This window comes from Streptomyces orinoci, assembly GCF_003121295.1.
GTDB lineage: Bacteria > Actinomycetota > Actinomycetes > Streptomycetales > Streptomycetaceae > Streptomyces > Streptomyces orinoci.
On record NZ_PHNC01000016.1, the window covers coordinates 69,106 to 76,055 of the forward strand.

The 6,950-nt window shown below is 73.3% G+C and carries 9 protein-coding genes and 1 pseudogene; 6 read left to right on the top strand and 4 right to left on the bottom strand.

Translation table 11 applies throughout. From position 1 onward, the window contains the following. Window positions 1-9 precede the first annotated feature (9 nt). Window positions 10-321 carry a hypothetical protein gene (locus tag CV755_RS12600; RefSeq protein WP_109280309.1) on the bottom strand — a complete coding sequence of 104 codons (312 nt, stop codon included), beginning with the start codon at window positions 319-321 and terminating at the stop codon, window positions 10-12. A 444-nt stretch (window positions 322-765) separates the two neighbouring features. On the opposite strand from CV755_RS12600, the gene CV755_RS12605 reads away from it, so the two are divergent. Then, window positions 766-990, top strand: coding sequence for a hypothetical protein (locus CV755_RS12605; protein ID WP_109280310.1), 225 nt, complete (start codon window positions 766-768; stop codon window positions 988-990). An 83-nt stretch (window positions 991-1,073) separates the two neighbouring features. Here the strand turns inward: CV755_RS12605 and CV755_RS12610 are convergent, their stop codons facing one another. Together CV755_RS12610 and CV755_RS12615 are read right to left on the bottom strand one after the other, a co-directional pair. Beyond that, window positions 1,074-2,294, bottom strand: coding sequence for an MFS transporter (locus CV755_RS12610; RefSeq protein ID WP_435881518.1), 1,221 nt, complete (start codon window positions 2,292-2,294; stop codon window positions 1,074-1,076). A 126-nt stretch (window positions 2,295-2,420) separates the two neighbouring features. Beyond that, window positions 2,421-3,329 (bottom strand): LysR family transcriptional regulator, encoded by a 909-nt coding sequence (locus tag CV755_RS12615; protein WP_109280311.1) that lies wholly within the window; start codon window positions 3,327-3,329, stop codon window positions 2,421-2,423. A gap of 288 nt (window positions 3,330-3,617) precedes the next feature. Between CV755_RS12615 and CV755_RS35110 the strand changes: the two genes are divergently transcribed. The 4 genes from CV755_RS35110 to CV755_RS12630 all read left to right on the top strand — a co-directional run bounded on the left by CV755_RS35110 (window position 3,618) and on the right by CV755_RS12630 (window position 6,076). Beyond that, window positions 3,618-3,764 carry a hypothetical protein gene (locus CV755_RS35110; protein ID WP_164503285.1) on the top strand — a complete coding sequence of 49 codons (147 nt, stop codon included), beginning with the start codon at window positions 3,618-3,620 and terminating at the stop codon, window positions 3,762-3,764. Further along, window positions 3,764-4,345 carry a PRC-barrel domain-containing protein gene (locus CV755_RS12620; RefSeq protein ID WP_109280312.1) on the top strand — a complete coding sequence of 194 codons (582 nt, stop codon included), beginning with the start codon at window positions 3,764-3,766 and terminating at the stop codon, window positions 4,343-4,345. The genes CV755_RS35110 and CV755_RS12620 overlap by 1 nt, the downstream gene beginning before the upstream one ends. Continuing rightward, the gene (locus CV755_RS12625; RefSeq protein ID WP_241561165.1) at window positions 4,342-4,767 is read left to right on the top strand and encodes a PRC-barrel domain-containing protein; all 426 of its coding nucleotides are present in this window, start codon (window positions 4,342-4,344) and stop codon (window positions 4,765-4,767) included. The genes CV755_RS12620 and CV755_RS12625 overlap by 4 nt, the downstream gene beginning before the upstream one ends. Before the next feature lie 124 nt (window positions 4,768-4,891). After that, a complete protein-coding gene (locus CV755_RS12630) occupies window positions 4,892-6,076 on the top strand; it encodes an FAD-dependent oxidoreductase (RefSeq protein ID WP_109280314.1) in 1,185 nt (394 codons plus the stop codon). Here the strand turns inward: CV755_RS12630 and CV755_RS12635 are convergent. Continuing rightward, window positions 6,039-6,401 carry a VOC family protein gene (locus CV755_RS12635; protein ID WP_109280315.1) on the bottom strand — a complete coding sequence of 121 codons (363 nt, stop codon included), beginning with the start codon at window positions 6,399-6,401 and terminating at the stop codon, window positions 6,039-6,041. The two genes, CV755_RS12630 and CV755_RS12635, sit on opposite strands and share 38 nt — an antisense overlap. Before the next feature lie 201 nt (window positions 6,402-6,602). On the opposite strand from CV755_RS12635, the pseudogene CV755_RS12640 reads away from it, so the two are divergent. Further along, window positions 6,603-6,950 (top strand): annotated as a pseudogene (locus CV755_RS12640) (zinc ribbon domain-containing protein); the annotation flags it as partial.

The following is a 6,950-nucleotide window of genomic DNA, read 5'->3' on the forward strand; positions in this document are numbered from 1 at the left end:
AGCACGGCCCTACTTCCGCCGGCGGGTCGAAGCGGCCTTCGCGGTCGCCGCCGCCGGTTTGGCGGTGGCGGCGCGGGACGGGGCCGGCGCACCGCCGCTCTCGCCGCGGTGCCCGGGGCGGGGCTGGGTCAGCCACACCACCGCCGCGCCCGCGGCCGCCACCGGCCACTCGATGACGCCGACCGCCCCCAGCAGCCCGGCACCGGCGTAGACCGCCGCCCGCCGGGCCTGCGGAGTCACCGAACCGACCGTGTCCAGTGCCCCGTTCACGGCCTCGCGCACCAGCCCGGCCCCGGGGACCCGGTTCACCAGGTCCAGCACTCCGCCGAGCGGGCCGGACGGGCCTTTGGGATGTGGCCCCTTGGGACGTGGCGCGGAAGAAGCGGAAGATGACGCCGATCCGGTGCTCTCACGCATGGCTGCTCCTGCTCAGGGACTCGACTGGTACTCAAGGACGGGGTCCGGCTTTGTCATCTGCTGTTTCCCAGAAGTTGCTTGACAATGCTCCGGCCGCCTGGGGATTCTCGGCTAGAGAGGAATACGCCTTGTGCGCCCTGGGCGCCGCACCGCGAGGGAGGTGAGGGGCTTGAGTCCCTGGCATAGTCCGCAGCCGGACCGTCCGCAGTCCATTCCCGGGCCAACTAGCCCGTCACCGCAGCTCGTTCGCCGCTGACACACCGCTGACACAGCATCCGCGCACCGCTCCGCCGAGCGGCGGTTTTCGTGTGTCCGCCCGCGAACGGCCCGTCCCGCCCGGAGAACGCCGTGCGCATCCAACTGACCTGGGCCGACAGCCGCACCCTTGCCCTCGCCCTGCCCGGCCTCGACACCGAATCACTGCGTCCGGTGCTGCGCTGGGCGCTGACCCACGCCGAACCCGTTCTCGCCGGCGCCGCCGAGGCGGCCGGGGCGGGTGTTCTGGCCCGCCTGCTGGTTCCCATGGCGCTCTGCCTGGTACGGCAACAGCTGGAGGGCCCGGAAACGGGCTGAGCGGCCGTCCCGTTGCGCGCCCACCGGTCGCGGCCGGTCGCGGCCACGCGGTGGAGCCGTAGAACGGGATAGCCGCCCCGCCCTTATGCGGCGTCCCCGCCCGGTGCCACCGGCCGCAGGGCCATCAACACCGCCGTGGCGGCGGCCAGCAGAGCGACACAGCCGGTGAAGACCAGGCCGGCCTGCCGCAGGCCCAGGGTGACGGCCATGACGCCCACGCCGACCACGGGCAGGGAGATGGCCACATAAAGCACCACGAACAGCGCGGAGTTGACCTCTGCCCGCCGCTCGGGCGGGCTCTGTTCGCTCACCATGGTGACACCGGCCCGGAAGGACAGCCCCTGCCCCAGGCCCGCGATGACCGCGCCCGCCACCAGCAACGGCAGGGAGGCGGTGGCCAGGGAGCCGAAGATGACCGCCATGCCGGCCACCAGCACCACACACCCCCAGGGCAGCGCCCGGCGCACCCCGATCCGCCCCATCAGCAGCTGCCCGCCGGTGGAGGCCGCGAAGACGGCACAGACCACGGCCCCGGAGACCCCGGGGTCGTTCACCCCCACCACCCGGCTGAGAAAGCTCGGTGCCACCGAGGTGAACAGTCCCAGGGTGGCGAAGCCCGCGAAGCCGGCCATCGCCGCCGGGACAAAGGCCGGACGCACCGGGCGCGGCACCCGCAGCCGCCGGGGCCGCAGCCGGACGCCCCGCCGGCGCGGCACCGTCTCCGGGACCGGCAGCAGCACCAGCACGGCCACCGCCACCAGCATCAGGTCCACCGCGAACACCCAGCGCAGCGGATCCGGGGCGTACCGGGCCAGCAGACCGGCCAGCAGGGGGCCGCTGCCCAGCCCGCCCATATTGGCAGCGGTGGCGGCGAGCGCGGCGGCCCCCGCCCAGCGCCGGGGCGCCAGTTCCACCACCGCGGCGGTGGCGGTCCCGGTGAACAGCCCGGCGGACAGCCCCGACAGCACCCGCCCGGCGAAGAGTCCGGGCAGTCCGCCCTCGAGCAGGAAGCACAGGGCGCTGAGCGCGGACAGCACCAGCCCGGCGAGCAGCACCGGCTTACGGCCGACGGAGTCCGACAACTGCCCCAGCAGAAGCAGCGCCAGGATGACCCCGATGGCATAGACGGCGAAGATCACCGTGACCATCAGCGAGGAGAAGCCCAACTGCCGCTGATACAGGCCGTACAGCGGAGTGGGCAGGGTGGTGCCGCACATGGCGACGGTGAAGGCATAGGCGACCGCCAGGAACGGCAGGCCGGAATCGGCACCGGGGGTGCCTCGAGCGGGGTCGTCCTTGGTCACCCGCGATTGCCTATCAGGCCCGCCCGAGCGGGGCGCGAGCCCCACGCGGGGCAGTGACCATGACCAGTCGGCCGGCCGATGACCCGGCCCGGCGGGCGCCCTGGGCACGGGGAGGCGGATCTCCCGTCAGGACCCGGGCCCGGCGGCGGTGGATGCGCAGCTCTCGGCGACCGTGCCGGCGAAGGCCCGGGCGAGCGGGGGCAGGGCGTCCCCGCGGCGGAGGGCCCAGCCGACGGCAAGCGGTGGCAGGGCGGGTACGGGGACGAGCCGCAGCGGCCCCTCGCCGGCGGCGGGCAGGCCGGGGAGGGCGGGCACCAGGGCGTAGCCCAGGCCGAGTTCGGCGAGCAGCAGGGCCGTGTCCCAGTCGGCGACACTGGTGCCGGAACCGGCCCGGACGCCCAGCCCGGTGAGGGCCGTGTCCAGCTGGGCGCCGGAGGTGGAGTGTGCCGGCAGCCGGACCAGCGGCATTCCGGTGAGCTCGGCGGGGTCGATACGGGGCCGGGCGGCCAGCGGGTCGCCGGTCCGTACCGCCAGTACCCAGGGCAGGTCCAGGACGGGCCGCTGCTCGATGCCGTGCACCGGGGCGCCGATGGTGATCCAGGCCAGGTCCAGGTCGCTGGAGAGCAGGGCGTCGAAGCAGCGGCGGCTGGAGGTCTCGGTCTGGAACTCCAGGCTGGCCCGGGGGTATCGCCGGCGGAAGGAGACGATGGCCTCCGCCATGAAGTGCCGTACGGTCGTGCCGCCGGTGGCTATGCGCACCGTGCCGCTCTCGCCGTTGGCCAGGTCTCCCAGGCGGCGCAGGGCGAGATCGAGCCCGGCCAGGCCGCTGGCGGCGGCCTCGCAGAGGATGCGTCCGGCCGCCGTGGGCACCACTCCGCGCGGCCGGCGCTCCAGGAGGCCGATGCCGGTCCGGTGTTCCAGCCGCTTCACATGCTGGCTCACCGCGGACTGGGTGCAGCGCAGATCGCGGGCCACGGCGCTGAGGCTGCCGGCCCGGCATACGGCTACGAACACTCTTAGGTCATCCAGAGTCATAAGACCCAAGCTATGCCTTGGGGCAAGGGAGAAATCCCCAGGATTGACTGGACAGTTGACCGGTACCAGGATCGTCACCGGGCCCAGGCGGCAACCCGTCCGGCGGCCTCGCGGGAATCCGGATCAGGCGAGGACGTACGGACGGGTGCCGACCGTCACACCCCTGGCCAGGGGTCAAATCACTTTCATAGCACGGCAATTGGGCTCGGTTGCCGGGCGCCTCCCAGGGCATACGGGTTGATGTCCGACGGCCGGAGGCGGCCGGGGCGTGGAACGGAGGTGGAAGCGATGGCCTGGTGGGGATGGCTGATACTGGCGGTGGTGGTGTTGTGCCTCGTCGTCGCGGCCCTGATGACCATTCAGCTGCGGCGGCGTTCGGGCACCGTGATCGCCGTACAGCGGCGGGGGCGGCGTATGGGCAAGGGGGGTGCCTGATGGACACCCTGACGCTGGCCTCCGAACTGACCGGGCGGCCCGTGGTGACCCTGGGCGGCGACCTGGTCGCGGAGGTCAAGGACACCGTTTTCGACGGACTGGCCGGACGGATCACCGGGTTCACCCTCAATGGGCGCGGTCTGCTGGCCGGTCCGCTCAAGGAGAGCCTGCCGTGGTCCGCCGTGCATGCGCTGGGCCGGAACGCGGTGATGATCCCCGGCCGGGAGGCGCTGGCCGAACCGGCCGCCGTGCTGCCGCCGGGCAAGGACACCGGTGGCGCGGTGGTGGGAATCCGGGTGCTGACCGACGCCGGCCGGGAGGCCGGAACCGTGCGCGATGTGGTGGTGGAGCCCGACGGCAAGGTGGCCGGCTTCCAGATCGTCGCCGCGGATGCGCTGGACCACCGGCGCCGTACGGTCTTCATCCCCCGCGACGAGGCCCTGGCGGCCTCCGGGCAGGCGCTGGTCGTCTCCGATGACGCCAGCCGCTTTGTGGCCCAGGACCTGCCCAGCTTTACGGCGCAGGTGGAGAACTTCCGCGCCCGGCGGGCCGGGCACCCGGTGGGGAAGGAGCACCCATGATGATCCTGCTCTCACAGGTCAAGGGGTTGCGGGTGGTCACCGCCGAGGAGGCGGTGGAACTGGGCACGGTGGACTCCCTCACCCTCGACCCGGCCACCGGAGGCATCAGCCGGCTGCGGCTGGCCCATGGCGGCAGGGTTTCCGGCGTGGCCTGGCCGGATGTCAGGGCGGTCGGGCCCGACGCGGTCATCGTCAGCAGCGCCGACACCCTCTCCCCGGCACCCGCCCAGGATTCCGGGCGGCCCGAGGTGGTGGGCGCGCGGGTGCTCACCGAACTCGGTGATGAGCAGGGGACCGTCAAGGACATCGGCTTCGACCCGGTCACCGGTCTGGTCCAGACCGTCTACACCACGCTGGGGTCGGTCGCCGGTGAACAGCTCCGCGGCCTGGGGGACTACGCCCTGGTGGTCCGGGCCGGCTGAGCCGCCGCAGCGAGCGGGTGTTCCAGCGGGTGTTTCATCGGGTGTTTCAATGGGCGGGCCGGGACGGGGAGTTGGACCCGGCCCACCGTATCTCTTCGGGCACCCACCGCGGACGGGAGACGCCATGGCAGAGCAGCGATGGGCAGTGGTGATCGGGGCGGGGATCGGCGGACTCACCGCCGCACTCGCCCTGCACCGGCGAGGCTGGCGCGTCACCGTCCTGGAACGGGCCCGCGCCCTGGAGGACGTGGGCTCCGGCCTCGCCGTGGCCCCCAACGCGCTGAAGGCCCTGGACACCCTGGGAGTCGGCGAGGAGGTACGCGCCCTGGCCGTCCGGCAGGGAGCGGCCGGGCTGCGCCGAGCCTCGGGCCGCACGCTGGTCCATACCGATCTGGCCTGGATCGAGCGCACCTTCGGCGATCCCGTGGTCATCCTTCCGCGGCCCCGGCTGGTGGCCATGCTCGCCGCCCGGCTGCCGGCCGGGGCGCTGCTCACCTCGGTCAGCGCCCGCCTGGTCAGGGCGGGGACGGCGGACCGGCCCGCCCTGGTCCACACCCCGGCGGGGGAGTACCGGCCGGAGCTGGTGGTGGCGGCGGACGGCATCCACTCCGCCACCCGCGCCATGCTCTTCCCTGCCCACCCCGCGCCCCGCTACTCCGGCTTCACCAGTTGGCGGACCGCCATCCCGGCACCGCCGCGACCGGTACCGCTGGGGGAGACCTGGGGACGGGGCGCCGTCACCGGGGTGCTGCCGCTGCCCGGCGGCCGTCTCTACCTCTACGCCGCCGCCCTCGCCCCCGCCGGACAGCGCGCCCCCGACGGCGATGAACGCGCCGAACTGCTCAGGCGCTTCGGCCACTGGTGCGCCCCGCTGCCCGAACTCTTCGCCGCCGCCAAACCCGGGGAGGTGCTGCGCAACGACATCCATGAGCTGGCCGACCCGCTGCCCGCCTACCACTCGGGCCGGGTCGCCCTGCTCGGCGACGCCGCCCATGCCATGACCCCCTTCCAGGGGCAGGGCGCCTGCCAGGCCATCGAGGACGCCGTCGTGCTGGCCCATGACCCGGACCTGACCCGCTACACCGCCGCCCGGCTGCCCCGAGCCACCGACGCCGTGCGGCGCTCCCGCCGGGTGGCCCGGGCGGTGGCCGTCTCCGCCCGCCCGGCCGTGCTGCTCCGCGATCTGGCCCTGGCCCTGTCCGGGCGGCTCCCCCAGCGGATGCTGATCCGCACGGCCGCGCCCACCTACGCCTGGAATCCGCCCGTGGCCGCTACCCGGCCCGGCGGTCACGGTGGCCGAGGACATTGACCACCCGCCCGTCGGGGTCCCGGACGAAGAAGCGGCGTACGCCCCAGTCCTCGTCGGTCAGCGGATACACGATCTCCGCACCGCTGTCGCGCAGGGCGTCGTACGAGGCGTCCACATCGGACACCTCGATGCTCAGATCAGGGGTGACCGGAGCCGTCTTGTCGCCGCTGGTCAGGCTCAGTTGGACGGTGGGGCTGCCGGGGCCGGCGAGGGTCCTGATCCAGCCGTGGTCCATCACTTCCTCAAGACCCAGCAGCCGGTAGAACCCGGCACTCTCCTCCGGGGCGGCCGACCGGAGGTTGGGAACGATCCGGCGAATGTGCATGGGCTACTCCATGGGCGGGCCGGGAACGCGGACCCGGGCAGCGTACCGGGGCCGTCATCTCCTCCGCGCGTCTGTGCGACACTTCCGGCACCGGAACCGGGCCGGTGACGGACGCGTCGTCGGGGCTGGGGCACGGCAATGACCACATCGGGGGAGCGAACGGTGAGCAACGAGATCTATTTCGCCCATAATTACCGGGATTTGTGTGAGCAGCATGGCACGGCGGCGGGGTTCCAGTTCGAGTTCTCCTGCTCCCGCTGCTATGACACCTGGCGCTCGGCCTTCGAGCCCTACCGGGGCGGCCGGCTGGCCGGCTGGCTGGGCAAGGGGGTAGGAGCAGCCTCCGGGCTGCTGGGCCGGGTGGCCGGGGAGATCAGCACCGCCGCCGACGGGCTGGCGGGCTCCGGCTGGGGAAGCTCCCGGGACGCGGCCTTCCAGCGCGCCATCACCGCCGCCCAGGGGCACTTCAACCGGTGTGCGCGCTGCGCCGGTTATGTATGCGGCCGCTGCTGGCACCCGGCGCAGGGCATCTGCTTCACCTGCGCCCCG